The sequence below is a fragment of the Paracidovorax avenae ATCC 19860 genome, assembly GCF_000176855.2.
Taxonomy (GTDB): domain Bacteria; phylum Pseudomonadota; class Gammaproteobacteria; order Burkholderiales; family Burkholderiaceae_C; genus Paracidovorax; species Paracidovorax avenae.
Genome location: NC_015138.1, coordinates 3,375,793 through 3,398,671, shown reverse-complemented (window position 1 = coordinate 3,398,671; position 22,879 = coordinate 3,375,793). Strand labels below are relative to the sequence as shown.

At 68.9% G+C, this 22,879-nt stretch carries 21 protein-coding genes; 7 read left to right on the top strand and 14 right to left on the bottom strand.

Annotated elements, in window-relative coordinates:
* Nucleotides 1-25: 25 nt before the first annotated feature.
* The 5 genes from ACAV_RS14895 to ACAV_RS14875 all read right to left on the bottom strand — a co-directional run bounded on the left by ACAV_RS14895 (nucleotide 26) and on the right by ACAV_RS14875 (nucleotide 4,417).
* On the bottom strand, nucleotides 26-661 hold the full coding sequence (locus ACAV_RS14895) for a TetR/AcrR family transcriptional regulator (RefSeq protein ID WP_013595399.1): 636 nt from the start codon (nucleotides 659-661) through the stop codon (nucleotides 26-28).
* Nucleotides 658-1,200 (bottom strand): dihydrofolate reductase family protein, encoded by a 543-nt coding sequence (locus tag ACAV_RS14890; protein WP_013595398.1) that lies wholly within the window; start codon nucleotides 1,198-1,200, stop codon nucleotides 658-660. The genes ACAV_RS14895 and ACAV_RS14890 overlap by 4 nt, the downstream gene beginning before the upstream one ends.
* 133 nt (nucleotides 1,201-1,333) lie before the next feature.
* Nucleotides 1,334-2,146 carry an ABC transporter ATP-binding protein gene (locus ACAV_RS14885; protein WP_013595397.1) on the bottom strand — a complete coding sequence of 271 codons (813 nt, stop codon included), beginning with the start codon at nucleotides 2,144-2,146 and terminating at the stop codon, nucleotides 1,334-1,336.
* 38 nt (nucleotides 2,147-2,184) lie between these two features.
* Entirely contained in the window at nucleotides 2,185-3,132 is a 948-nt protein-coding gene (gene ntrB, locus ACAV_RS14880) for a nitrate ABC transporter permease (protein ID WP_013595396.1), read from the bottom strand.
* 40 nt (nucleotides 3,133-3,172) lie between these two features.
* Nucleotides 3,173-4,417: a CmpA/NrtA family ABC transporter substrate-binding protein gene (locus ACAV_RS14875; protein ID WP_013595395.1), complete on the bottom strand. Its 1,245-nt coding sequence runs from the start codon at nucleotides 4,415-4,417 to the stop codon at nucleotides 3,173-3,175.
* A gap of 452 nt (nucleotides 4,418-4,869) precedes the next feature.
* On the opposite strand from ACAV_RS14875, the gene ACAV_RS14870 reads away from it, so the two are divergent.
* Nucleotides 4,870-5,340 (top strand): hypothetical protein, encoded by a 471-nt coding sequence (locus ACAV_RS14870; RefSeq protein WP_013595394.1) that lies wholly within the window; start codon nucleotides 4,870-4,872, stop codon nucleotides 5,338-5,340.
* A 24-nt stretch (nucleotides 5,341-5,364) separates the two neighbouring features.
* Here ACAV_RS14870 and ACAV_RS14865 read toward each other — a convergent pair whose 3' ends face one another.
* Complete coding sequence (locus tag ACAV_RS14865) at nucleotides 5,365-5,991, bottom strand: ANTAR domain-containing response regulator (protein WP_011795264.1); 627 nt, start codon at nucleotides 5,989-5,991, stop codon at nucleotides 5,365-5,367.
* 167 nt (nucleotides 5,992-6,158) lie between these two features.
* On the opposite strand from ACAV_RS14865, the gene ACAV_RS14860 reads away from it, so the two are divergent.
* Complete coding sequence (locus ACAV_RS14860) at nucleotides 6,159-7,343, top strand: branched-chain amino acid ABC transporter substrate-binding protein (RefSeq protein ID WP_013595393.1); 1,185 nt, start codon at nucleotides 6,159-6,161, stop codon at nucleotides 7,341-7,343.
* Nucleotides 7,344-7,415: 72 nt separating this feature from the next.
* Nucleotides 7,416-8,462 carry a tRNA (adenosine(37)-N6)-threonylcarbamoyltransferase complex transferase subunit TsaD gene (gene tsaD / locus ACAV_RS14855; protein ID WP_013595392.1) on the top strand — a complete coding sequence of 349 codons (1,047 nt, stop codon included), beginning with the start codon at nucleotides 7,416-7,418 and terminating at the stop codon, nucleotides 8,460-8,462.
* Nucleotides 8,463-8,564: 102 nt separating this feature from the next.
* On the opposite strand, the gene ACAV_RS14850 is transcribed toward tsaD, so the two are convergent.
* A complete protein-coding gene (locus tag ACAV_RS14850) occupies nucleotides 8,565-8,939 on the bottom strand; it encodes an Hsp20/alpha crystallin family protein (RefSeq protein WP_013595391.1) in 375 nt (124 codons plus the stop codon).
* Nucleotides 8,940-9,183: 244 nt separating this feature from the next.
* Between ACAV_RS14850 and ACAV_RS14845 the strand changes: the two genes are divergently transcribed.
* From ACAV_RS14845 to ACAV_RS14835, 3 genes are all read left to right on the top strand, one after another.
* The gene (locus ACAV_RS14845) at nucleotides 9,184-10,062 is read left to right on the top strand and encodes a DUF2242 domain-containing protein (protein ID WP_013595390.1); all 879 of its coding nucleotides are present in this window, start codon (nucleotides 9,184-9,186) and stop codon (nucleotides 10,060-10,062) included.
* A 126-nt stretch (nucleotides 10,063-10,188) separates the two neighbouring features.
* Nucleotides 10,189-11,541 (top strand): branched-chain amino acid ABC transporter substrate-binding protein, encoded by a 1,353-nt coding sequence (locus tag ACAV_RS14840; protein ID WP_013595389.1) that lies wholly within the window; start codon nucleotides 10,189-10,191, stop codon nucleotides 11,539-11,541.
* Nucleotides 11,542-11,639: 98 nt separating this feature from the next.
* Nucleotides 11,640-12,539 carry a hypothetical protein gene (locus tag ACAV_RS14835; protein ID WP_041828788.1) on the top strand — a complete coding sequence of 300 codons (900 nt, stop codon included), beginning with the start codon at nucleotides 11,640-11,642 and terminating at the stop codon, nucleotides 12,537-12,539.
* 52 nt (nucleotides 12,540-12,591) lie between these two features.
* On the opposite strand, the gene ACAV_RS14830 is transcribed toward ACAV_RS14835, so the two are convergent.
* Both ACAV_RS14830 and ACAV_RS14825 read right to left on the bottom strand, forming a co-directional pair.
* Complete coding sequence (locus ACAV_RS14830) at nucleotides 12,592-14,172, bottom strand: choice-of-anchor Q domain-containing protein (RefSeq protein WP_157768774.1); 1,581 nt, start codon at nucleotides 14,170-14,172, stop codon at nucleotides 12,592-12,594.
* A 265-nt stretch (nucleotides 14,173-14,437) separates the two neighbouring features.
* Entirely contained in the window at nucleotides 14,438-14,980 is a 543-nt protein-coding gene (locus ACAV_RS14825; protein WP_041828787.1) for a TetR/AcrR family transcriptional regulator, read from the bottom strand.
* A gap of 105 nt (nucleotides 14,981-15,085) precedes the next feature.
* On the opposite strand from ACAV_RS14825, the gene ACAV_RS14820 reads away from it, so the two are divergent.
* Nucleotides 15,086-16,627 carry an MFS transporter gene (locus ACAV_RS14820; protein ID WP_013595385.1) on the top strand — a complete coding sequence of 514 codons (1,542 nt, stop codon included), beginning with the start codon at nucleotides 15,086-15,088 and terminating at the stop codon, nucleotides 16,625-16,627.
* Between the two features lie 55 nt (nucleotides 16,628-16,682).
* On the opposite strand, the gene ACAV_RS14815 is transcribed toward ACAV_RS14820, so the two are convergent.
* From ACAV_RS14815 to ACAV_RS14795, 5 genes are all read right to left on the bottom strand, one after another.
* Nucleotides 16,683-17,879, bottom strand: coding sequence for an NnrS family protein (locus tag ACAV_RS14815; protein ID WP_013595384.1), 1,197 nt, complete (start codon nucleotides 17,877-17,879; stop codon nucleotides 16,683-16,685).
* A gap of 122 nt (nucleotides 17,880-18,001) precedes the next feature.
* The gene (locus ACAV_RS14810; RefSeq protein ID WP_013595383.1) at nucleotides 18,002-19,186 is read right to left on the bottom strand and encodes a lipid-transfer protein; all 1,185 of its coding nucleotides are present in this window, start codon (nucleotides 19,184-19,186) and stop codon (nucleotides 18,002-18,004) included.
* A complete protein-coding gene (locus ACAV_RS14805) occupies nucleotides 19,183-20,742 on the bottom strand; it encodes an AMP-binding protein (RefSeq protein ID WP_013595382.1) in 1,560 nt (519 codons plus the stop codon). Before ACAV_RS14805 ends, ACAV_RS14810 begins: the two co-directional genes overlap by 4 nt.
* A 44-nt stretch (nucleotides 20,743-20,786) precedes the next feature.
* The gene (locus tag ACAV_RS14800) at nucleotides 20,787-21,932 is read right to left on the bottom strand and encodes a DUF5938 domain-containing protein (protein WP_013595381.1); all 1,146 of its coding nucleotides are present in this window, start codon (nucleotides 21,930-21,932) and stop codon (nucleotides 20,787-20,789) included.
* Between the two features lie 32 nt (nucleotides 21,933-21,964).
* A complete protein-coding gene (locus tag ACAV_RS14795; RefSeq protein WP_013595380.1) occupies nucleotides 21,965-22,768 on the bottom strand; it encodes an SDR family NAD(P)-dependent oxidoreductase in 804 nt (267 codons plus the stop codon).
* Nucleotides 22,769-22,879 lie beyond the last annotated feature (111 nt).

The following is a 22,879-nucleotide window of genomic DNA, read 5'->3' as shown; positions in this document are numbered from 1 at the left end:
AGCCCCTTGATTCCCCAGCCCCGTCCTATCGCTTATCTCTGGGGATAGGAACAGGATCGTGCATATGACTAGCCAACGGCGACACGTGCCCATGTGTGCCGGCCCGTTCCTTTTCCACCAGGTGATTGAGCAAGCGATCGAGGGCCAGTCGATATTGCTCCTGCAGTGCCTCAGCCTGCTCATGTCTCACGGAGGCCAGGGCCAGGCCACTGCCATGGGCATGGTCAACCAGAATGTCACGCCACAGGACGGGCTCGGCCGTGAGCCCTGCAAGCAAGGTTGTCAGACGATCGGTGATCTGGCGGGTCACCCCTGCAAAGGCTTCCGGCGTCGTGAAGATCGCCAGTGTGAGCTGCGGATGGCGGCCCACGGCACGGTAGTAGCGAAAGAGTAGTTCCTGGATTTCTGTCCGACGGTCCGGCAACTCGTCCACCGCGGCCATGACTTCCGCGTACACCCGGTCCGACAGCGCGCGCAGCAACCCGGCATGGTCGCCAACGTGGTGGTAAAGGCTCATCGGCGTGACGCCCAGCCGTGCGGCCAGGGTGCGAAGCGTCAAGCCGTGACCTCCACTTTCATCCAGCAGCTGCAGGGCGGCGGCGAGGACGTCGTCTCGCGTCATTCCCTTCCCGTGCGTCGGGCGCCCGCGCGGGCGGGTCATGGCGCCAGCTGGTAGGTGGATTGCACCAAACCCGAAGGGAAGCTGCGGCTGGACACCAGCTTCAGACCGATGTCACGGGATAGCGCACCGAACAGTGGCCTGCCCGATCCGATCAGCACGGGGATGGTGGTGATCACCATGTCGGCAATCAGCCCGTCGCGCAGAAACGACTGCACCACCTGGCCGCCATCGACGTACACCCGGTGCACGCCCTGCCGAGCCAGCTCCTGCATCTCTTCTCTGGGCGTTCGACTGGAGAACCGGACCTTGCCCTCCAACGCCTCGGGAACAGCGGCACCGACCAGCTGCCTGGACAGCACCACGACAGGTCGGTCGTAAGGCCACGGGTCCAGGGTCAGTGCTTTCTCATAACTGCCGCGCCCCATCACGATCGCGCCTTTGTCCGCAATGAACGCCGGGTAGCCATGGTCCTCTACCGGATCATCGCGCTGCAACAGCCAGTCGATGTCTCCATCGTTCCGGGCAATGTAGCCGTCCAGGCTGATGGCTATGAAAACGTGAGCGGTGATCGTTGGCATCCCTCAAATATATACGATGTATATATTTGGGTGATCCCGGAGGGGATTCCGGGCGAGGACGGAGCAGCCGGGGAAGCCTGGGTTCGGCCGGGTGCTCTCGACGCTGACAGTGCCACGGAGGCAGGCAACACCCTCAAGCCGCCTTCTCCACATGCCCCTGCCGCGTGTACAGAAAATCGATCACCGCCTTCCGGCACTGCAGGTACACCGCATCCTCCGCCAGTTGCACCCGGCTGCGCGGCCGCGGAATCTCCACCGCCAGCACCTCGCCGATGGTGGCCGCCGGCCCATTGGTCAGCATCACGATCTTGTCGGAGAGCAGCACGGCCTCGTCCACGTCGTGGGTCACCATCACCACGGTGCTCTGCGTGCGCGCCACGATCTCCAGCAGCTCGTCCTGCAGCTTGGCGCGGGTGAGCGCGTCCAGGGCGCCGAAGGGTTCGTCCATCAGCAGCACCTGGGGCTCCATCGACAGCGCCCGGGCGATGCCCACGCGCTGTTTCATGCCGCCGGAGATTTCGCCGGGGCGCTTGTGCGCGGCGTGGCTCAGGCCCACCAGCGCCAGGGCGGCGGCGGTGCGCTCCTTCAGGCGCGCCTTGGATTCGGTGGCGCCGAACACGCGCTCCACGGCCAGGTACACGTTGCCTTCGCAGGTCAGCCAGGGCAGCAGGGAGTGGTTCTGGAAGACGACCGCGCGATCCGGACCCGGGCCCTTGATTTCCTTGTTGGCGCAGATCAGCGCGCCGGCCGTGGGCGTGGCCAGGCCCGCGATCAGGTTCAGCAGGGTGGATTTGCCGCAGCCCGAGTGCCCGATAAGCGAGACGAACTCGCCCTTGGCGATCGCCAGGTCGATGCCGCGCAGCGCGGGGAACAGGCCCTTGGTGGTCTTGAAGGTCTGCTCCACGCCCTGGATTTCGATGAACTTGGTGTTGAGGGAGGCATGCATGGGGAACTCCGGTGTGGGGTGGATCGGGTCGGACCGGATCAGGCCTTGACCTCTTCGAACGAGAAGGCCGTGGCGAGCTTGACGAGGGCGTATTCGAGCAGCAGGCCGACGATGCCGATCACGAAGATCGCGATCAGGATGTTCTTGACGTTCAGGTTGTTCCACTCGTCCCACACCCAGAAGCCGATGCCCACGCCGCCGGTCAGCATCTCGGCGGCGACGATCACCAGCCACGCGGTGCCGACGGCCAGGCGCACGCCGGTGAGCATGTAGGGCAGCACCGAGGGGAAGAGGATGGTGGTGGCGATCTTCCATTCGGAGAGATTCAGCACGCGGGCCACGTTCATGTAGTCCTGCGGCACGCGCTGCACGCCCACGGCGGTGTTGATGATCATCGGCCAGATGGAGCAGATGAAGATGGTCCAGATGGCCGCGGGGTTCGCGCCCTTGAAGACCAGCAGGCCGATCGGCAGCCAGGCCAGCGGCGAGACCGGGCGCAGCAGGCTGATGAGCGGGTTGAACATGCGCGAGAGGAAGGTGAAGCGCCCGATCACGAAGCCGGCCGGGATGCCCACCACGGCGGCGAGGCCGAAGCCGACGGCTACGCGCTCGAGCGAGGCCAGCACGTTCCAGCCCACGCCCTGGTCGTTGGGGCCGTTGCGGTAGAACGGGTCGCTGAAGATCTCCACGGCCTGCTTCCAGGTGTCGGCCGGGTTGGGAATGCTCCCGCCCGTGGTGGTGGAGACGATGGCCCACACCACCAGCAGCAGGCCGATGCCGCAGGCGGGCGGCAGCACCGCGAGCCAGAAACGGCGCAGGGCGGCGGCGGTGTCGCGCGGTGCCGGGACGGCAGCGGCGGGTGCTGCGGGGGCGGGCGGGGAGGCGGTCTTCATTGTGGGTGCGGGGGAGGAGGGGGCCGGGGCGGAATGCGCGGCGGTGGCTGCGGTGGCGGGCTCCGGGGGAGCATGGAAGACGGCGCTGACCATGGTGGACTCCTTCGCGGGTGATCGGGGTGGGGGCCGGCGCTCAGGCCTTGATCTTGAAACCGTCCGCGTATTTCGCGGGGTCCTTGCCGTCCCAGACGATGCCGTCCACCAGCTTGCTGGTGCGCATGTCGCTCTTGGGCAGCGGGGCCTTGGCGGCCGCGGCGGCCTGCTTGTAGAGGTCGATGCGGTTGATGGACTTCGCGACGCCGAGGTAGTCGGGGTGGTCCTTGATCAGCCCCCAGCGCTTGTGCTGGGTGAGGAACCACATGCCGTCCGACAGGTACGGGAAGTTCACCGCGCCGTCGTTGTAGAACTTCATGTAGTCCGGGTCGTCCCAGGTCTTGCCCAGGCCGTCCTGGTAGCGGCCCAGGATGCGCTGGTTGATGGCGTCCACGCCGGTGTTCACGTAGGCCTTGCCGGCGATGGTCTCGGCCATCTTGTTCTTGTTGGCCAGGCTTTCGTCGATCCAGCGGCCGGCCTCCAGGATGGCTGCGGTCACGGCGCGGGCCGTGTTGGGGTACTTCTGCACGAACTCCGACGTGGTGCCGAGCACCTTCTCGGGATGGTCCTTCCAGATCGCCTGGGTGGTGGTGGCGGTGATGCCGATGCCGTCCATGATGGCGCGGTGGTTCCAGGGCTCGCCCACGCAGAAGCCGTCCATGTTGCCCACGCGCATGTTGGCCACCATCTGCGGCGGCGGCACGGTGATCACCTTGGCGCCCTTCATCGGGTCGATGCCGTTGGCCGCCAGCCAGTAGTAGAGCCACATCGCGTGCGTGCCGGTGGGGAAGGTCTGCGCGAAGGTGTATTCGCGTTTTTCCGTGGCCATCAGCTTGGCGAGCGAGGCGCCGTTCACGGCGCCCTTCTCTGCGAGCTTCCTGGAGAGCGTGATCGCCTGGCCGTTGTTGTTGAGGGTCATGAGCACGGCCATGTCCTTCTTGGGGCCGCCCACGCCCAGGTGCACGCCATAGACGAGGCCGTAGAGCACGTGGGCGAAGTCCAGTTCGCCGTTCACCAGCTTGTCGCGCACACCCGCCCAGCTGGCTTCCTTGCTGGGGATGATCTTCACGCCGTACTTCTGGTCGATGCCCAGCACCGAGGCCATCACCACGCTGGCGCAGTCCGTGAGCGGGATGAAGCCGATCTTCACTTCCTTCTTCTCGGGCGCATCGGAGCCCGCGGCATGCACCAGGGAGCGCAGCGCCGGGCTCACGCCCGCGGCGCCCACCGCGGCGGCCTGCAGCACGGTGCGGCGGTGGAGGCTGGTTTTCGAGAGATCGGTCATCGGGGCTTCCTTGAAGAGTGAAATAAAAAAGGCGTCCACACCGCCTCGCGGCGGTGGCCGCGAGGGGTGGGGACGCCTTTGTCCGGTGGTCGGGACGCCATCCGCCGTTGGATGGAAAGCCCGAAGACCCAGCGATGGGTGCTGGCGAGGGTTATGCAAGGCCTATGCCAGAGGATTCACCAGCGGTTTGCTCCTGACGCGATGCCGCGGGTGATGCGGAAAGCCGTGCGCGCAGGGCCTGAATGGTGCAGTGCCGCAAGCCCGGCGCACCCTCTTCGTGCGCAGGGCGCCACGGGTTTGTGCATGCCGGCCCGTGGAGTTCGCATCGAGGGCCATCGTTTCGGACCTGCGCTGCCGCCGGGCGTCGCATTCACTAAAAATCGCGGCAGTGTTGCCCGGTGGCATCGTCCATCGGTGCAGCGAAATTTCACTTAAATTTCTCAGCAATACCCATGTTCAACAGAGTTACAGGAGGCGGATGGAATCCGTACCCGACCTTCAATGTGTCCCCGAACAGTTCGCCCGAGCGTGCCCAGCAGGAATCCCACGACAAGGTCGCCAGTTGGGACTTTTCCGCCAGCCCGCCGCGCGCTGCGAACCGCCCACCCAGGGCCGCGGCGGAATCGTCTTCTTCCATGGCGCCCAGGGGGCTGACCTTTTCCGCGAGCACGAAGTACGAAGGCCGAGGCCCCCTCGACGAACGGCACGTCTCGGGTGACGGTGGCGATCCCAAGATGAGAAAGCAGCTCTGGCGCAACTCGAAAGCGGGTGGCTTGCTGCACAGCTATCCGCATGGGCTGCCCGACAATCTCAAAAAAGAAATCAAGGACGGCACGGCACTGAATGCGACCCCCCACGAGGGCAAGGCCGTCTATGAGCTCTACAAGAAGATGGTGAAAGAGAAGGCCAAGGGACTGATGTAGCCTCTTCTCGGCCGTCGCCCCCTGTCAGCCCAGCAGCTCGAAGGCATCGAGCATGCGCTGGGCGACTTCCGCCAGCTTCAGGCCCTTGTCCATCGCGAGCTTGCGCAGCTTGTCGTAGGCGGCCTGCTCCGTGAGGCCGTGGCGCTGCATGAGCAGGCCCTTGGCGCGGTCGATGGTCTTGCGGTCCTGCAGCGCGCCGCGGGCGTCGGCCAGTTCGGCCTTCAGGGCCTGTTCGTGCTGGAAGCGTGCCATCGCCACGTCCAGGATCGGGCGGATGCGCTGCGGCGCGAGCCCGGCCACGATGTAGGCGGTCACGCCCGCGGCCACGGCATCGCGCACATGGGAGGTGTCCTCGTCGTTGGTGAACAGCACGATGGGGCGGGGCGCCTCGCGCGTGGCCATCACCACGTGCTCCAGTGCGTCGCGCGCGGCGCTTTCCGCATCCACGATCACCATGTCGGGCTGCAGCTGCGCGATGCGCTCGCTCAGGAAGACGTCCGCCGGCAGCGTCGCCACCAGGTTGAAGCCGTTTTCCAGCAGGCCGATGCGCAGCGCGCGCGAACGCTCGGCCTGCTCCTGGGCATGCTCGTCTTCCTCCCCGGGCGTGGACAGGTCCGGGGCCACCACCACGATGCGCAGCGACTCGTTCATATCCCCAGCCTACAGCAAGAAACACGCCAAATTGGTGCAACGCGGCCGCGTCGTGCCGGGATTGGAACTTGCTATCAGGCAGGAGTTACCCGATAGCGTACGGGGCAAGGCTCTTATATACCTTGCGTCCCATGAATCAACCGAACTCAATGGATGGAGCGACCGTGATGCAGACGACGAGGCAGGGGATGGACGGGGTGGTGGGGCGGGACGGCCGGCGCGCGGCTCTGGCGGGACTGGCGATGGCGTGCGCCGCGCTGTCGCTGGCGGGCTGCAGCCGCGTGCCGGACACGGTGAAGATCGGCGTGGCCCAGCCGCTGTCGGGCCCGCTCGCGGCGCTGGGGCAGGACATGCTCAATGGCGTGAAGCTGGCGGTGGACGAACTGAACCAGTCCGGCTTCATGGTGGATGGCAAGCGTGTCACCCTGGAGGTGGTGGCCCAGGACGATCGCGCGGACGCCGCCACCGGCAAGACCGTGGCGCAACAGCTGGTCGAATCGGGCGTGGTGGCCGTGGTGGGCCACCTGAACTCCGGCGTCAGCATCGAGGCCGCACCCATCTACGCCGCCAAGGGCATCCCGCAGCTGGCCATCTCCACCCATCCGCACTTCACGGAGCTGGGATTCCCGGGCACCTTCCGGCTCGTCGCGAACGACGCCCTGCAGGCGCGCGCCATGGGCTCTTTCGCAGCAACGCAGCTGTCCGCCTCCAGCTACGCCGTGCTCGACGACGGCACGCCGTACGGCAAGGGCCTGGCCGACGGTGCAGCGGCGCAGATCGCGCAGGACAAGCGCAAGGTCTCGGTGCGCGAGTCCTTCGACGACAAGACCACCGACTTCAAGGCACTCGCCGGCAAGCTCCAGCAGGAGCGGGTGGACGTGATCGTCACCACCCTCAACGACTTCCAGGTGCTCGCCCTCATCGATGCGCTGGTGCAGGCGAACTACACCCGCGTCAGCATCCTGGGCGGCGACACCATCAAGACCACCGACATGCTCAAGGGCGACCGCAAGCTGGCGGCCATCTACGCCACCTCGCCCGTGCTGGAGGCGCGCGAGTTCATCGCGGGCCGGCAGTTCCTGGACCGCTACGACCGCGCCTTCAAGCGGGCACCGGCCTATGGAGGCCACTACAGCTACGACGCTACCTACGTGCTCTCGGCGGCCATCCAGCAGGCCAAATCGGCCGATCCGCGCGAGATCACGAAGGCGCTCCACGCCATCAACGGCTACGCCCCCGTCACCGGCACCATGAAGTGGGACGACAAGGGCGAGCAGCGCTACGGCGCCGTCGGCGTGTACGGCATGCGCGCGGGCCAGTGGGAGCTGCGCATGCGGTCCGACCGCTGGTGAGCGGTGGCGCCGCAGGCCGGCAATGAACGGGTTGCGGCGGCGGCCGGCCAGGGCGCCTACACTTGCGCGCCTATGGTCAAGAGTCAGCTCATCCTCGGAATCGAATCCTCCTGCGACGAAACCGGCGTGGCCCTGGTGCGCGCGCCGGCGGACGGCAGCGTGCCCACGCTGCTCGCCCATGCCCTGCACAGCCAGATCGAAATGCACCAGGCCTACGGCGGCGTGGTGCCCGAGCTGGCGAGCCGCGACCACATCCGGCGCGTGCTGCCGCTGACCGAGACCGTGCTGGCCGAGGCAGACTGCCGCCTCGCGGAGGTGGACGTGGTGGCCTACACGCGCGGGCCGGGCCTGGCCGGTGCTCTGCTCGTGGGGGCGGGCGTGGCCTGCGCCCTGGGTGCGTCCCTGGACAGGCCGGTGCTGGGCGTGCACCACCTGGAGGGCCATTTGCTGTCGCCCTTCCTGAGCGCCGACCCGCCGGAATTCCCCTTCGTCGCGCTGCTGGTCTCGGGCGGCCACACGCAGTTGATGCGCGTGGACGGCGTGGGCCGCTACGAGTTGCTGGGCGAGACCATCGACGATGCGGCCGGTGAGGCCTTCGACAAGTCCGCGAAGCTGCTGGGCCTGGGATACCCGGGCGGGCCCGCACTGTCCCGGCTGGCGGAGCAGGGCGACGACGCGGCCTTCAAGCTGCCGCGGCCTCTGCTGCACAGCGGCAACCTCGATTTCTCGTTCGCCGGCCTCAAGACGGCGGTGCTCACGCAGGCGAAGAAGCTCGGCGACGACCTTCCATCACGCAAGGCCGACCTGGCCGCCAGCACGCAGGCGGCCATCGTCGACGTGCTCGTGAAGAAAACCCTGGCGGCACTGCAGCAGTCCGGCCTGCGCCGCGTGGTGGTGGCCGGCGGCGTGGGGGCCAACCGGCGGTTGCGCGCGCAACTGGATGCCGCCTGCGCCCGCATGGGCGTGCGCGTGCACTATCCCGAATTGCACCTGTGCACCGACAACGGCGCGATGATCGCGATGGCCGCCGCCATGCGCCTCCAGGCGGGGCGCGAGGCCCCCAACCGCGAGTACGCTTTCGACGTGAAGCCGCGCTGGCCGCTGGACGCACTGGCGTAGCGGACCTGCCCAGGCACGCGGGACCCGGGCAAAAAAAAGCGCCCGGGCCAGCGAAGGCACGGGCGCAAGGGCGACAACCGAGGGCGGAGCCGGATGCGCCGATCAGCCGATGGCGAGTTGGGTGGCGCGGCTTTGCGGCACCGCCTTGGCGAGTACCAGCGTGAGCACGCCGTTCTCGAGCCTGGCGGAACTGGCGGATGCGTCGATCTCTTCGGCCAGTTCCCAGGCGCGCTGCACCTGTCGGGGCGCGCCTTCGACGCTGGAGAGCCGCACCTGCTGGCCCTCGATGGTCACGTTGAGCTGTTCGCGGGCCAGGCCCGGAACGTCGATCTGCAGTGTCACGGTCTTGTCGTCCTGCGACACCGTGGTGCCCTGGCTGGCCAGGGTGCTCTGCATGAAGCGCTGCAGCGCGAAATCTGCAGGAGCGGCGGGACGGGCGCCATAGGCGGTGCGGCGGATGACGGGGGCGAAGAACATGTAGGAACTCCTTGAAAAGGGCGGCGCACGGAGCGCCTGGAACACTGTGGGACGCGGCGCCCGGGTTCGCCGCTTGGGATGCAGATGCGCATGCCCCAGCGCTTTTCAAGGGGTTTTTTCGCGCAGGGAACCCTGCGTGCCACGGCAGAATCGCACCCTGTGTTGCGAGAGGTTACAACCCCTTCGCAACCGCGCGAAATCGCAACCAGCACAATGCAGGGTCAGGAATCCTGCCGCCAAGCCCATGCCTTTTTGCCTTCAAGACATCCTGCGACCGCATTCCCGCCCGCACCCCCACCCGTATGACCGCCCGCTGCGTGCGGCCGCTGCCGCGGCTGCCGTCGCCATGCTCGCCGGCTGCACGGGGGTGCCCAACTCCATGCCGGGCCTGGACCGGGCCTCCCGCTTCGATCCCGACGATTTCAACACCAGCGCCAGCATCTACACGCGCCACATCGACGCGCCCCCCGCCAGAGTGTGCGAGGGCGCCCGCCGCGCGCTGCTGAGCCAGGGCTACCTCGTGGGCACTGCCAGCGCGGAAGTGGTGGCCGGCCGCAAGTACTTCCAGCCGTCCACCGACATCCACTACCAGGTGGAGATGCGCGTCGTCTGCGCCTCCGAAGGGCCGGAGAAGCAGCGCACGGCGGTCTTCGCCAGTGCACTGCAGGACCGCTACGTCATCAAGAAGATCAACAATTCGGCCTCCCTTGGCGTGGGGGCGCTGGGCTCGCTGTCGCTGCCCGTGACGGCCAGCGACGACACCCTTGTGAAGGTGGGCAGCGAAACCGTCACCGACGCACGCTTCTACGACCGTTTCTTCCAGGTCTTCGACCGATTCATTCCGCCGCGCGAGGCACCCACGGAGGTGGGGCAGGCCTCGCCCAAGGTGCCCAAGACGCCCGATACCGAGGCCATGGTGCGCGAGGCGCGCGAGTCCGGCGAGGTGAAGGATCCGGCCGAAGGCCCTGTCAAAACCTCTCCGGTCGCACCGCAGCGCGCGCCGGCCTCCGACCCGCTGCCCGAGGTGCTGCCGTACCCCGTGTTCGCGACGCCGCCGGTCCCGCCCGCTTCCGCGGCCTCGGCGCCCGCGATTCCCTCGGGGCCACCTACCATCTCTCCCTGACCGACCTGGCCGGGGCGGCACCGCCCGCCGCGGTCCCGCCACCGGTCCGGGCCCGGCGCTGCCGTTCCGGCGAGACGCCCCCCGGGCCGCGCGGGTGCCCCTTCGCGCCATTCCCTCACCGCTTCCATGAACGCTTTCATTCCGCGCCTCTCGTTCCCGGCACCTGCCGTGGCCCGCCACGCTGCCGCCGCGCTCGCGGCCACCCTTGCGATGCTGGGCGCTGTTCAGCCGGCCGGCGCGGCCTCCGCGTCCACGCCTGCCGCGTCGGCGCCGTCGCCCGCTGCCGCGCCCATCAGGATCGCGCTGATCGAAAGCCTGTCCGGCCCGTTCGCCAACACGGGTGAGGCCGTGTACCGCAATGTGCTCTGGGCCACCGAGCGGGTGAATGCCCGTGGCGGCGTGAAGCTGCCCGCCGCGGCGGGCGGTGCGCGCCCGCTGGTGCTGGAGCGCTACGACAGCAAGGGCCAGAACGAGGAGGCGCTGTCCGCGCTGCGCGCGGCCATCGATGCCGGCGCGCGCGTCGTGCTGCAGGGCAATTCGTCGGCCACGGCGGCCGTGCTGATAGAGGCCATCAACAAGCACAACGAGCGAGATCCGGCGCGGCGCGTGCTGTTCCTGAACTATTCCGCCGTCGATCCCATCCTGACCAACGAAAAGTGCAGCTTCTGGCACTTCCGCTTCGATGCCCATGCCGACATGCGCATGGCGGCCCTGATGCAGGCCATCCGTGCCGACAATGACCTGCAGGGCGTGTACCTGATCGGCCAGGACTACAGCTTCGGCCAGGCCGTGCTGCGCGAGGCGCGGCGCCAGCTGGCCGCGCAGCGGCCGGACGTGAAGATCCTCGGCGAGGAACTGCATCCCGTGGGCCGCGTGAAGGATTTCGCGCCCTATGCGGTGAAGATCCAGGCCAGCGGCGCGCAGGCCGTGGTCACCGGCAACTGGGGCAACGACCTCACGCTGCTGGTCAAGGCCGCGCGCGAGGTGGGCTATGCCGGCACCTTCTACACCTTCTACGGCAATGCCCTGGGGGCGCCCGCGGCCCTGAGCGACGCCGGAGTGGACAAGGTCGTGGCGGTGGCCGACTGGCTGCCCAACGTGCCCACGAAGGAGAGCGAGGCCTTCTACCGGTCGTTCCGCCAGCGGTTTCCCAGCCCCGCCGACGACTACGTGCACATGCGCATGCAGCTCATGGTCGAATCGCTCGCCGAATCGATGGAGCGCGCCGGCACGACCGACACCACCGCCGTCGCCCGCGCGATGGAAAGCTCGCGCGTGCAGCTGGCCGGGCAGGCCGGCGCCATGCGCGCCGCCGACCACCAGTTCCAGCAGCCGCTGGTGGTCGGCGTGATGGAGCGCGCGGGCACGCCGGGCGTGCCGTTCGACGTGGAGGGTTCGGGCTACGGGTTCCGCGTGGTGCGGCGGATCGCGGCGGAGCAGGCCGAGATGCCCTCGCGGTGCGAGATGCGGCGGCCGTAAGACGCCGTTCGCGCGGCTGAAGAGGCATTCGCGCTGCGCTGCCGGGGTCGCCCGGCGGGGCGCGAAGATCGTGAAAGTAGCTTTCTGCTTTCACTGTGATGGACTTCTTTCAGACCTCTCCCGCCTTGTACGATCCCGCGGCCTATGCCGCTTTCCGGCACCAGACCGCTGCGCGCGGCAATTCCGCCGGATCGCCCCCTGAGTCCCCTCGGGGCTCCTCTTCGTTTTCCACCCATGCGCTGCGCGAAGCGTTGCCGTCCCTTCCGCGCCGCGCGAGCGGCCACCACCACGAAGCTCCGATGGCAATGGCGATGGCGCCGGCGTGGGGAGTTCCGGCGGCCATGCACGCAAGCGCTGTCTCGCATGCTGTCCCTTCATCCACCGTGACCCCACAGGTGGCCCACGCATGGCTCAACGTGTCCTCGTCGCTGCGATACGACACGGATGACCAGAGGATTACCCAGGCGATCCAGGATCTCTTCTTCGTGTTCGCGCATTCTCCGACCTTTCGCCAGACCATGCAGGCAGTCCAGGCAGGCGGCCCGGTGAACATCCGCGTCGATCCCGAGGTGGCTACCGGGTATTGCGATACCTTGCAGCGGACCGTGGTCCTGGGCGATATCTACATGCGCAGCCGCTCCCATGCCGTGGCCATTCTCGCTTTCGAACTGACCAATGCCTCCCTGGCGAATGCATTCGCTGCGCACTATGAAGCGGCGGCAAGAACCCGGATGACTCCCCGTGAATTCGCCGACGGCATGGAGCGGGTCGAATACAACACCATACGCGCCTGCCAGGCCGCCTATCTGGAGGCGCGCCCGGCGTTGCAGGAGGAGGGCATCGACAACCCGGGTTCGTGGAACTGCCGGATTACCCCGGAAGGATATGCCGAGCCGGCGATCGCTTCGGAAGAGGACGCATTGCGCAGTACACAGATGTCGGGCCATTTCGGCCGCTACGAGCAGGGCTACGCCGGCATGCTCGCTCAGATGCGCTGACCCGCCCCCCGCCGGTGCCGGAGGCGGCGGCGGGGGGGCGTCAGGGTGGCGTTCAGCGCACTTCCACGGCCCCGATGTCGCAGCGGCTGGTGTCGCGCGCCACGCCGCGCTGGTCGGTGGCTTCGCAGCCGGCGCCGGCCTTCAGCACGGCGCTGCCGGAGCCGGGCAGCATGGTCGGCGTGGGGCCGCCGTTGTCGGCCGGGGCGGCGAGCAGCGGGTTGGCGGCCGTCACGTTCTGGATGCAGCGGTCGCCGCCGCCGTTGGCCGTGGCGTTTTGCCACTGCACGACGTGGTCGCCCGTGCCGGTGCTGCTGCACGACAGCGCCTGCTTCCAGGGGTTGCCGGCGGTGTTGTCCACGAACACGGTATTGCGCAGCGTGAAGTTCTTGCCGAAGAGCGCGCCGCCGTGTCCGCCCGCGCTGTTGCCGGCGAAGGTGACGTTGCTGTCCTGGTGGCCGTCGCCGAAGATGGCCCCGCCGTAGGACTTGGCGGAGTTGCCCTGGAAGGTGCTGTTGCGGATGGCGCAGCTGGGGGCGCACTCCAGGTAGAGCGCGCCGCCGTTGCCGTCGCTGGCGTTGGCGAGGAAGCTCGAATCGCGGATGGTGATCGCACCGTTGCTCACGCGCATGCCGCCGCCGGTGCCGGGGTTGTTGCGGCCATTGGGTTCCGCATGGTTGTTGGCCACGGTGGTGCGGTCGATGGTGATCTTGTCGGGCGGGTACACCCAGAGATAGGCACCGCCGCCGTTGCCGCGTCCGGTGTTGCCGGTGATCTGCGTGCCGCAGATGCGCACCTCGCCGCCCTCGGAGTCGTTCGGGCTGGCGGAGGCTCCGTCGGTGCCGATGGCGCCGCCGTCGCCGAGCTTGCCACTGGTGTTGGCGCTGTTGCCCTGGAAGACCGAATTGACCACCGTGAGCGGCGACAGCAGGCTGTACACCGCGCCCCCGTACCACGCGCCATTGTTCTTGAAGGTGCTGCCTGAGATCACCAGCGAGCCGGCGGTGCCCACCCCCACCGCGCCGCCGCCACGGCCGGCGTTGTTGTTCTCGAAGGTGCTGTGGATCACCTCGATGCGGTTCAGGTAGGGGCCGGAGACGGCGCCGCCGATGCCTTCGCCCTCCATGGTCTGCGCGGCCGTGCCGTTGATGAAGCGCAGGTTGCGCACCGACAGGGAGCGGTTGTTGCCGGACACGAGGATGCGGTTCTTGCCGCCGCCGTCCAGGGTGACGAGGTTGCCGCCGTCGATCACCGTGTTCTGCGGCGCGCGCAGTTCGCGCGTGACGGCGATGGTGACGGGCGCGCTGCCGCAGGCGAAGGTGACATGGCCGCCGGTCTCCACGGCCTGGGCGAGGGCCTGCAGCGTGCAGCTCTGGGGCGTGCCGTTGCCGACCACGGTGCCGGTGGCCGGTACGGCCATCGGGGTCGGGGCGTCGCAGCTCGCCGCCGTGGCACGGGTGTCTGCGGTGACCGCTGCATTCGCGTCGGTGGGCGCCGCCTGGGCCGCGGCGCTGGCGGGCTCGCTGCGCGCGGTGTCGGCAGTTGTGCCGCCGCCTCCGCCGCATGCCGCCAGTGCGGCGAGCGCCAGGGTGCCGGCGAGCCCGCGCAGGCACCGATGGTGGAAGGATGTGTGCATGTGTTTTTTCTCCCCGAGGGTGTTGGACATGGATCTGGCCCGCCGGCGGAGAGGCGAGTGGCGTACACAATTCCGCTCCGCGGAAGGCGGCCGCATGATAGGCACCGGATCCGGGAGGCCTTGTAAGCGCGTGTTCAGGGGGTTGCTCGGCCGCATGGCGTCGTTTCCGTCGCCCGCCGGGGGCAGCGTGGCTGGCCGGAATGCCATCGGCGGGCGTTTTCGCCGCAGGCCGCGCACAGCTGCTTACAGATGAGCTGGGAAACCGTCAGGTGCCCGTGATCTGGCCGAGGAGGGCGTCGATATCGTCCAGCAGGGCCAGCCAGCGCGCGCTGTCGTCGATGCCGCCGATCCTCAGCAGGAACAGGCCTTCCACGGCGAGGAAAGCGACGCGGGCCGCGCGTGCCTGGGGCGTGGTGCCGCCCAGGCGGGCGAGGGCTTGCTCGTACCACGCCCGCATGTCGCGCAGGTTGTCGGGGTCCTGCAGGTAGGCGATGAGCAGGCCCGCCATTTTCGCGTCCGTGGCGGTGTCGGAAGACCGCATGGCGCCGATGTAGCCGCGGACAAAGCCGAGGGCACAGGTGCCGGTGTCCTGCGCCGCCATCGCCGCGTCGAACGCCTGCGTCCAGCGCGCGACCAGCCCGCGGACGAGGTCTTCCTTGGAGGCGAAGGAATACTGCACGCCCCCCTTGGAAATGCCGGCCGCCCTGGCCAGGGCATCGATGGTGAGGCCCCGGGCGCCCTCGGCGCGGACGATCTGCTGCGCGAGGTCGAGCAGTCTGTCGCGGGTGATGGTCGGTTTTCTGCCCATGGCTGGCGTTCCGGACGGCATTGTGCCCTGGAATCCGAAGGCCATGGGTTGAAATAAATACGTATGTATTTATATTTCACGGCATTGCGTTTATCCGGGTGGTGCATGTCCGCGTTGTCTTCCCCTTCCACGTCGTCCACGCAGCGGTGGCTGGTCCTGGCTGCGGTGATGCTGGCCTTCCTGCCGGTCGTGATCGACATGACGATCCTGCACATCGCCGTGCCGTCGCTCACGCTGGCGCTGAGCGCATCGGGCACGCAGGTGCTCTGGATCATCGACATCTATCCGCTGCTCATGGCGGGCCTGCTGGTGCCCATGGGGACGCTGGCAGACCGCACCGGCCACCGGCGGCTGCTGCTCGCCGGCCTGGCAGTCTTCGGCCTCGCGTCCTTGCTGGCGGCATTCGCGCCCAGCCCGTCGCTGCTGATCGCGGCGCGCGTGCTGCTCGCGCTCGGCGGCTCGATGATCATGCCGTGCGTGCTGGGCATCATCCGCCGCACGTTCGAGGATGAAAGGGAGCGCGCGATGGCGCTCGGCCTCTGGGGCACCGTGGGTGCGGCGGGGGCCGCCGTGGGGCCGCTGGTCGGCGGGGCGCTGCTGGAGCATTTCTGGTGGGGCGCTGCGTTCCTCATCAACGTGCCGGTGATGCTGGTCGTGTTCCCGGCCGTTTTCCTGCTGCTGCCGCGGTCGGAGCGCACGGTGGCCGGCCGGTGGCCTGCCGGGCAGGCGCTGCTGCTGATCGCGGGCATGATCGCCGCGGTGTACGGCCTCAAGTCGGGCTTCGGGGGCGGGCAGCCGCCGGCCGTGGCGGCATCGGCGCTGGCGGCCGGGGCGGCGCTGCTGGCGGTGTTCGCGCGCCTGCAACTGCGCTCGGCGGCGCCGATGCTGGATCTGTCGCTGTTCTCGCGCCCCGCGATCCTCGCCGGCATCGCCATGGCGGTCGTCGCGAGCGGGGCCCTGGCCGGGGTGGAACTGACGCTGGCGCAGGAGCTGCAATACGTGCTGGGCAAGAGCCCGCTGCAGGCCGGCCTCTTCATGGTGCCGATCATGGCCGCGGCAGCCGTGGGCGGGCCCCTGGCGGGCACCCTGTCGAACCGCTTCGGCCTGCGCCGGGTTGCCAGCCTGTCGCTGGCGGTATCCGGCGCGGTCCTGGCGTACCTGGCCCGGGCGGATTTCCACGAGGGCGGTGTGCCCGTGGCTGCAGCGCTGGAGCTGCTGGGGCTGGCGCTGAGCGTGGGGCTGACGGCATCGTCCATCGCGATCATGGGGTCGGTCGAGTCGGACCGGGCCGGTGCGGCCGGGGCGCTGGAGGCCACCGGCTACGAGCTGGGCAGCGGCCTGGGCATCACCCTGTTCGGTGTGTTCATGTCCGTCGTGTTCAGCCACGCGATCGCGCTGCCGCCGGATCTTGCGCCGCCGCTCGCCGCCCAGGCAGCCCGCTCGATCGGCGATGCCTACGTGGTCGCGCAGCAACTGGCACAGGGCCCGGCGGCGGCGTTGATCGGGGCAGGGCAGGCGGCCTTCTCGGTCGCCCACCGGGTGCTGCTGAACACCTCCGCGGCACTGATCGGGCTGCTGGCGATGGCCGTGTTCTTCCTGCTGGCCAGCTACCGCGGCGGGGTCGGGACGAAGGCTGGCGGGCATTGAGGCGCCGTACCGGAGCACGTGGCCGCCGCGGAAAGGGGGAGCAGTGCTCCCGTGATCAACCGGGCCGGCTGTCGAGCCGGGGGCGGGAGAGCAGCGGCCCGTAGCGCAGCGCATACAGCCCGAAACCGGCCGACCACAGCACGGCCGAAACCAGCACTGCATGCAGCAGGTGGGCCGGCGCGGCCAGCGGCCCGGCGACGCGCACGAGGGCGGCGGCCAGCACCAGCGCGTAGCAGGCCGTTTCCCACCGGTCTGCGCGCAGCGGCCGGCCCGTGTGGCCGCGCGCGGTGCGCGTGACCATGCCGACGACGAGGCCGCCGATGGCGCCGACGGTGAGCGCATGGGTGGCCAGCGTGGGGGCCACCGCCCCGGTGGCCGCCAGGGCGCGCAGCAGCAGGTGCACGGGCACCCAGGCATAGCCTGCGTGCAGTACCCAGACCAGCGGCACCCGCCGCGTGCTCCATGGCTGCCAGAGCCACCAGCGCCAGGCGTGCAGCACGGCGGCGACGGCTGCCAGCGCCGCGAGCGGCAGGCCCGCCACGCCCGCGACATCGGCCGCCATGAGCGCGAGCACGGCGCCCAGCGCAGCCTGCTCCAGCCGCGCATGGCGGCGCGGCCGGGTGCCGGGCACGCCGTTCTGCGTGAACATCGGAATCACCCGCCCGCCCATCACGCAGAGGATGAACAGCACCGCATCCAGCGCCAGCTGCACGCCGCGCCAGGGCAGGGCGCCCGTTCCGGCGGGCGCGAAATGGATGCAGGCCGCCGCCGCGGCCATCATCGCCAGCAGGCCCACGAAGAAGTAGTTGCGCCGGCTGCGCGCCCGCACCAGCGGCACGGCCAGCGCGATGGCCGCCGCCAGCGGGAAGGCGATGTTCGCCCAGGCTGCGGCCGTCGTGAAGGGCGTGAGCACCAGCACCCGCGCCGACAGCCAGAGCGCCACCAGCGCCGCCAGGCCCGCGCCGGCGGGTGTCGGCTGGCCCGTCCAGTTGCGGCCGGCAGTGAACAGGAAGCCCACGATCATCGCCAGAGCGAAGCCGAACAGCATTTCGTGCGCATGCCAGAGCGGTCCGGCGAGGTAGGGCCGGCCCAGCCACCCGGAGAACTGCAGCGCCCACAGCGGGACCGAGATGGCCGCGAAGGCCGCTGCCAGCAGGTAGAAGGGGCGGAAGCCGAGCGCGAACAGCGCGGACAGCGAGGTGCCGTGGCGTGGCGTGCGCGGTGGTTCGTCGATGGTGAGCAGCGTGGCCATGGCGGGCAGTCCTTCCGCAGCATTAAAGATTCATTGAATATGAATCTATTCTAGGTGGCACGCCGCCGCAGGAGCGGTGAAATCCGTCCACGTTGATGCAGGTCAGATACCCGAGGCGGACCTCAGGCGGCTTCGTACAGCGTCACCACGCAGGCGCCTCCCAGTCCCAGGTTGTGTTGCAGCGCATGCCGCGCGCCCGCCACCTGGCGGTCGCCGGCGCTGCCGCGCAGCTGGTGCGTGAGTTCGTAGCACTGCGCCAGGCCGGTGGCACCCAGCGGATGGCCTTTCGAGAGCAGGCCGCCCGACGGGTTGGTCACCACGCGGCCGCCGTAGGTGTTGTCGCCCGCGTCCACGAAGGCCTCAGCGCCGCCCTCGGGGCACAGGCCGAGGGCTTCGTAGCTGATGACTTCGTTCTGCGCGAAGCAGTCGTGCAGTTCGACCACGTCGATGTCCTCGGGCCCCATGCCCGCGCGCTCGTACACCTGCTGCGCCGCGCTGCGGGCCATGCCGTAGCCGACGACCTGCATCATGTCGTGGCTCTGCAGGCTCTCGGGCGTGTCGGTGGTCATGGCCTGCGCGGCGATGCGCACACCGGTGCGCAGGCCGTGCCGGCGCGCGAACGGTTCGGACACCAGCACCGCCGCTGCCGCACCGCAGGTAGGCGGGCAGGCCATCAGCCGCGTGAGCACGCCGGGCCAGAGCATGGGGGCGTTCAGCACGTCCTCCACGCTGAGTTCCTTGCGCAGCAGGGCCAGCGGGTTGCGCGCCGCGTGGCGGCTGGCCTTGGCACGCACCTTGGCGAAGGTGGACAGCGGCGTGCCCCAGCGCCGCATGTGCGCCTGTCCCGCGCCGCCGAAGTAGCGCAGCGCCAGCGGCAGATCGTGCACGTCCACCAGCGCGTCGGCCTCCTGGTCGAAGAGATCGAACGGGCTGGGCCGGTCGTGGAACACCGTGCCGAGCGCGCCCGGGCTCATCTGCTCGAAGCCCAGCGCCAGCACGCAGTCGGCCGCGCCCGATGCGACCGCCTGGTGGGCGAGGAAGAGGGCCGTGGAGCCGGTCGCGCAGTTGTTGTTCACGTTGACGATGGGGATGCCGCTCATGCCCACGCCGTAGAGCGCGCGTTGGCCGGCGGTCGAATCGCCGTACACGTAGCCTGCAAAGGCCTGCTGGACATCGCGGTAATCGATGCTGGCATCGGCCAGCGCCAATTGCGCGGCCTCGGCCGCCATCTGCGGATAGGGGGCGTTCGCGCCGGGTTTGGTGAAGGCGATCATGCCGACCCCGGCCACACAGGCTTTGTTGTTCATCGGGCAGTCTCCTTCATTGTCGTGGCGTGTTGCAGCAGGGTAGCGCGGACTTCCTTCTTCAGCACCTTGCCCACCTTGGAGCGGGGCAGGTCGGCCCACACCTCCACCTGCTTCGGGGCCTTCACGCTGCCGATGCGTGCCTTCACGAAGGCCTGCAGACCGGCCGTGTCGGGCGCTGCGCCGGCCTGCGCCTGGACCACCGCCACCACGCGCTCGCCCCATTTGCCATCGGGCAGGCCGACCACCGCGCATTCATGCACGTCGGGGTGCTGCAGCAGCGCCTGTTCCACCTCGACCGAATAGACGTTGAAGCCGCCGGTGATGATCATGTCCCTGGCGCGGTCCACGATGTAGAGGAACCCGTCCGCATCGACGTGTCCGATGTCGCCCGTGCGGTGCCAGCCGTGCGAGGAGGCCTCGGCCGTGGCCTGGGGGTTCTTGTAGTAGCCCATCATCACCAGCGAGCCGCGTACCGCGATCTCGCCCGTCTCGCCGCGCGGGAGGGGCCGGCCTTCCGCATCCAGGGTGATCACCTGCACCAGCGGACCGGGCCGGCCGGCGCTGGCCAGCCGCCCGCGCGCGATGCTGCCGTCGGCGTGGAAATGGTCCTTTGGCGCCATGGAGGAGATCATCATCGGCGCCTCGGTCTGGCCGAAGAGCTGCGCCATCACCGGGCCGATCCTCTGCAGCGCTTCTTCGAGCCGCGCTGGCGAGATGGGCGCGGCGCCGTACCAGAAGCACTGCAGCGAATCGAGCCGCGCGGTCGCGAGGGCCTCGTGCGCCAGCAGCATGTAGATCAGCGTGGGCGGCAGGAAGGTGTGCGTCACGCGGTGGCGCCCGATGAGCGCGAGGAATTCGCCGAGGTCGGGTTGGGGCATCACCACGATGCGGCCGCCCAGCGCCATGATGGGAAAGCACAGCACGCCCGCGGCATGTGTGAGCGGTGCCAGCGCGAGATAGACGGGGCGGCCGTCGAAGGGGTAACCCATGAGGGTGAGTGCCGTCATCGTCTCCAGGTTGCGCCCCGAGAGCATCACGCCCTTGGGGGCGCCGGTGGTGCCGCCGGTGCCGGCGATCATGGCCAGATCGCTCTCGGGTTTCACCTCCAGCGGCGCATCCTCCACGCCTTCCAGCCAGGCGGCGAGGGAGCGCGCGAACGGCAGTTCCCTGTCCAGGCAGATCCACAGGCCCAGGTGCGGCAGTTGCGCGTGCATCTGCTCCGCCATGCCCGCATAGGCGCTGTGGAAGACGAGGCACTCGCAGTCGAAGGCCTCGAGCACATGGCGGTTCTCCGCCACCTCGTTGCGCGGGTTGACAGGGCACCAGACGGCTGCGGCCCGCGCAATGCCGAACACGCAGGCGAAGGCCGTGGCGTCATTGCCCGAGAGCACTGCCACCTTGGCCCCGGGCGCGATGCCCGAGGCCTGCAGCGCGCGGCCCACGCGGTGGCTCCAGGCCTGCACCCGGGCATAGCTCCAGGTGTCCTCGCCCATCACGAGGCAGGGCGCATCGGGGCCGAGCTGCGCCCCCTTGTCGAGATAGTCGGTCAACCGCATGTTCGCTCCGCTGTGTCTGTTGCTGCCATGGATCGCGCCGCGCGTCAGTTCTGCACGGTGAGCAGCGGCGGCTGCACGAGGCCGAAGGCGCGCAGTGCACCCAACAGCGCATGGTGTCCGAAAGCCTGGCAGCCGGATGCGAAGCCCGTGCGCCGGGGCGGCTGCTGCAGCAGCCAGGAGGCGGCGAACGCCTGCAGCAGGCCGGTCTGCTTGTAGTTGCAGTTGCCGTGGATGACGCAATGCGCGCGCCCCAGCGGGCCGGAGGCATGCACCGAGTCGACCGACTTGTTGATGCGCGGGTTCTCGCGCGGCGGCATGGTGTTCATCACGCCGGCCGCGGTCTGCGTGAGCGCCTGGTAGCGTGCGTCGGGGTCCATGTCCCTGGTGGCCTCGAGCGCGGCTTCGACGATCTTCGGCACGCCCAGCATCAGCGGTTTGTTGAAGACGCCGCCCAGCACGCGCACGTTGGCCACGCGCGGGTCGCGCCTGAACCACACCGGGTGCGACGTGCCGCCCCAGGGCAGCGCCAGCGCCACCTCGTGCTGGCCGGGGATGGCGAGCTGGTAGAGACCGGCATCGGGTTGCCATTCCTTGTACTGGTTCTGCTCCAGGTAGAAGGCCTTGGCGGTGGCAGCATTCACCAGGATGGTCTGGGTGGAGGCGATCGTCGGGCTGCCGCCCCAGAACACGGCGATGTCCAGCGTGTCCAGGCCCGGCGTTTCCAGCGCGAGCTGGGCTGCGATCTCGCCCGTGGTGTACATCTGCGCGAGGCCTGGCGAGAGCAGCAGCCCCGCATCGGCGAAGCGGGTGCCGTACTGCTCGTCCAGAGTGATGAGCCAATCCTGCTCGCCCGTGGTGTCGGTGTAGTGGCAGCCGGCGCTCAGGCAGGCCTCGACCACCTCGGGGCCGAACTTGGTGAACGGCCCGACGGTGTTGAGCACCACGGAGGCGCCCTGGAACAGCGCGGTGAGCGATGCCACGTCGTGCGGCACTTCCACGATGTCGTACGTGGCGGTCTCGATGCCGGGCACGTGCGAGCGCATCGCCGCTTCGAGCTTCTCGCGGCTGCGCCCCGCCGCGGTGAAGGGAATGCCGTATTCGCGCAGGTATTCGCACACGAGTCGGCCGGTGTAGCCGCTCGCGCCATAGACCACGACCGGGTGCCGGCTGGGCTGTATGTCTTTGCTCATCAGGAGTCTCCTTGAGGGTGTTGCAGTGGCCTTCACATGCCCATGCCGCCATCGACCGGCAGGCCTGCGCCGGTGATGAAGCGCGAGGCATCGCTGCAGAGGAACACCACCGCATCGGCCATGTCGCCCACCTCGCCCAGCCGGCCGAGCGGCGTCTGTTCGATGACCGCGCCGATGGCGGCTTCCACCGAGGGGAACAGGCCTGCGCTCACCACGTCGGCGGCCAGCTTCTGGCCCATGACCGTGGGGACCAGGCCCGGATAGATGCAGTTCACGCGCACGCCGTAGCCGAGCTGGCCGGACTCCATGGCCCCCACGCGCGTGAGCCGGTCCACGGCCGATTTGCTGGCCGAGTAGCCCGCGATGCCGGGAAAGGCGATGGTGGCCGCGACCGAAGAAATGTTCACCACGGTGCCCCCCTGGCCGGCCGCGCCGCCGGGCCGCATGGCGCGGAAGGCGTGCTTCATGCCCAGCGCGGTACCCACCACGTTCACGTCCAGCATGCGGCGCAGGTCGTCGGCGTCGGCATCGACGAGCGGCGAGGTGATCTCCACGCCTGCGTTGTTGACCAGCAGGTCGAACCCGCCGAGCTGCTGCACCGTGGCGGCCACGGCGTCCTGCCATTGCGCATCCTGGGTGACGTCCAGCCGTGCGAAGCCGGCCCGGGCGCCTTGGGCGGTGAGGGTGGCCACCGTCTCGTGTGCGGCGTCTTCCAGCACGTCCGCGACCATCACCGCGGCGCCCGCGGCCGAAAGCGCCTGCGCGATGGCCGCGCCGATGCCGCGCGCGCCCCCTGTGACCAGGGCTTTGCGGCCCTGCAGAACCTGAGCATTCATTCTTGTCTCCGTTGGTCTTTTGGACACTTGTCAAGCAAGTGCGGAGCCGAGGTTATGGCCGCCCTTGACAGTCGTCAAGAAAAAATTGGACGACTGTCAAAAAATTCGGGA

What these genes read in the sequence shown, in the direction of transcription:
- ACAV_RS14820 (WP_013595385.1), top strand. Translation starts at nt 15,086, where the DNA reads ATGTCCGCGTTGTCTTCCCCTTCCACGTCGTCCACGCAGCGGTGGCTG.
- ACAV_RS14870 (WP_013595394.1), top strand. Translation starts at nt 4,870, where the DNA reads ATGTTCAACAGAGTTACAGGAGGCGGATGGAATCCGTACCCGACCTTC.
- ACAV_RS14865 (WP_011795264.1), bottom strand. Translation starts at nt 5,991, where the DNA reads ATGAACGAGTCGCTGCGCATCGTGGTGGTGGCCCCGGACCTGTCCACG.
- ACAV_RS14860 (WP_013595393.1), top strand. Translation starts at nt 6,159, where the DNA reads ATGCAGACGACGAGGCAGGGGATGGACGGGGTGGTGGGGCGGGACGGC.
- ACAV_RS14825 (WP_041828787.1), bottom strand. Translation starts at nt 14,980, where the DNA reads ATGGGCAGAAAACCGACCATCACCCGCGACAGACTGCTCGACCTCGCG.
- ACAV_RS14895 (WP_013595399.1), bottom strand. Translation starts at nt 661, where the DNA reads ATGACCCGCCCGCGCGGGCGCCCGACGCACGGGAAGGGAATGACGCGA.
- tsaD (WP_013595392.1), top strand. Translation starts at nt 7,416, where the DNA reads ATGGTCAAGAGTCAGCTCATCCTCGGAATCGAATCCTCCTGCGACGAA.
- ACAV_RS14875 (WP_013595395.1), bottom strand. Translation starts at nt 4,417, where the DNA reads ATGACCGATCTCTCGAAAACCAGCCTCCACCGCCGCACCGTGCTGCAG.
- ACAV_RS14835 (WP_041828788.1), top strand. Translation starts at nt 11,640, where the DNA reads ATGGACTTCTTTCAGACCTCTCCCGCCTTGTACGATCCCGCGGCCTAT.
- ACAV_RS14830 (WP_157768774.1), bottom strand. Translation starts at nt 14,172, where the DNA reads ATGCACACATCCTTCCACCATCGGTGCCTGCGCGGGCTCGCCGGCACC.
- ACAV_RS14890 (WP_013595398.1), bottom strand. Translation starts at nt 1,200, where the DNA reads ATGCCAACGATCACCGCTCACGTTTTCATAGCCATCAGCCTGGACGGC.
- ACAV_RS14885 (WP_013595397.1), bottom strand. Translation starts at nt 2,146, where the DNA reads ATGCATGCCTCCCTCAACACCAAGTTCATCGAAATCCAGGGCGTGGAG.
- ACAV_RS14795 (WP_013595380.1), bottom strand. Translation starts at nt 22,768, where the DNA reads ATGAATGCTCAGGTTCTGCAGGGCCGCAAAGCCCTGGTCACAGGGGGC.
- ACAV_RS14810 (WP_013595383.1), bottom strand. Translation starts at nt 19,186, where the DNA reads ATGAACAACAAAGCCTGTGTGGCCGGGGTCGGCATGATCGCCTTCACC.
- ntrB (WP_013595396.1), bottom strand. Translation starts at nt 3,132, where the DNA reads ATGGTCAGCGCCGTCTTCCATGCTCCCCCGGAGCCCGCCACCGCAGCC.
- ACAV_RS14840 (WP_013595389.1), top strand. Translation starts at nt 10,189, where the DNA reads ATGAACGCTTTCATTCCGCGCCTCTCGTTCCCGGCACCTGCCGTGGCC.
- ACAV_RS14850 (WP_013595391.1), bottom strand. Translation starts at nt 8,939, where the DNA reads ATGTTCTTCGCCCCCGTCATCCGCCGCACCGCCTATGGCGCCCGTCCC.
- ACAV_RS14845 (WP_013595390.1), top strand. Translation starts at nt 9,184, where the DNA reads ATGCCTTTTTGCCTTCAAGACATCCTGCGACCGCATTCCCGCCCGCAC.
- ACAV_RS14815 (WP_013595384.1), bottom strand. Translation starts at nt 17,879, where the DNA reads ATGGCCACGCTGCTCACCATCGACGAACCACCGCGCACGCCACGCCAC.
- ACAV_RS14805 (WP_013595382.1), bottom strand. Translation starts at nt 20,742, where the DNA reads ATGCGGTTGACCGACTATCTCGACAAGGGGGCGCAGCTCGGCCCCGAT.
- ACAV_RS14800 (WP_013595381.1), bottom strand. Translation starts at nt 21,932, where the DNA reads ATGAGCAAAGACATACAGCCCAGCCGGCACCCGGTCGTGGTCTATGGC.